Source organism: Acinetobacter soli, from assembly GCF_000760595.1.
GTDB classification, from domain to species: domain Bacteria; phylum Pseudomonadota; class Gammaproteobacteria; order Pseudomonadales; family Moraxellaceae; genus Acinetobacter; species Acinetobacter soli.
This window is the reverse complement of sequence record NZ_BBNM01000030.1, coordinates 1-710: the sequence shown is the minus strand read 5'-3', so window position 1 is coordinate 710 and position 710 is coordinate 1. Positions and strand designations below refer to the sequence as shown.

Genomic DNA, 710 nt, shown 5'->3' with positions numbered 1-710 from the left:
TCGGTGTTCGGCAACAATCCGATCTGTACAAAAATACCAGACAGCTCAAGCGTATGCTCGGTATCAGTGCCACGGTCTTTATATTTCAGACCCGTCACCTGACTGCCGTCTCCCACCACTTCAGTGGATAAGGCATGCGTGATCACGGTGGCATTGCTCAAACTGTTCAGCTTGTCTTGCAAGACCTGATCGGCACGAAGTTTGGTATCAAACTCAATCAGCGTCACATGCTCAACAATCCCAGCCAGATCAATCGCAGCTTCAACACCCGAGTTACCGCCACCAATCACCGCTACTTTCTTACCTTTAAACAGCGGACCATCGCAGTGTGGGCAGTATGCAACACCACGAGTGGCATATTCATCCTCACCTGGAACATTCATCTTTCTCCAGCGTGCACCAGTAGAAAGAATGACGGTTTTCGATTCAACTGTAGCGCCATTTTCAAGTTCAAGATGTACCAGACCATTTGCAGTTTGGTCTGCACCAGTAATTTTGCTCACACGCTGCAAGTTCATGATATCGACATCGTATTCACGAATATGTGCTTCCATATCGGTGGCAAACTTCGGCCCCAAGGTTTTTTGTACCGAGGTAAAGTTTTCAATGTCCATGGTGTCAATGACCTGACCGCCAAAGCGCTCTGCGATCATACCGGTACGAATGCCTTTACGTGCGGCATAAATGGCCGAGGTTCCACCCGCAGGGCC

The 710-nt window shown here is 49.2% G+C and carries 1 protein-coding gene; it reads right to left on the bottom strand.

All coding sequences use genetic code 11. The features are described 5' to 3' along the window. A partial coding sequence (locus tag Aso01_RS15815; protein WP_162179358.1) for an FAD-dependent oxidoreductase occupies positions 1 to 710 on the bottom strand: 710 nt, incomplete at both ends.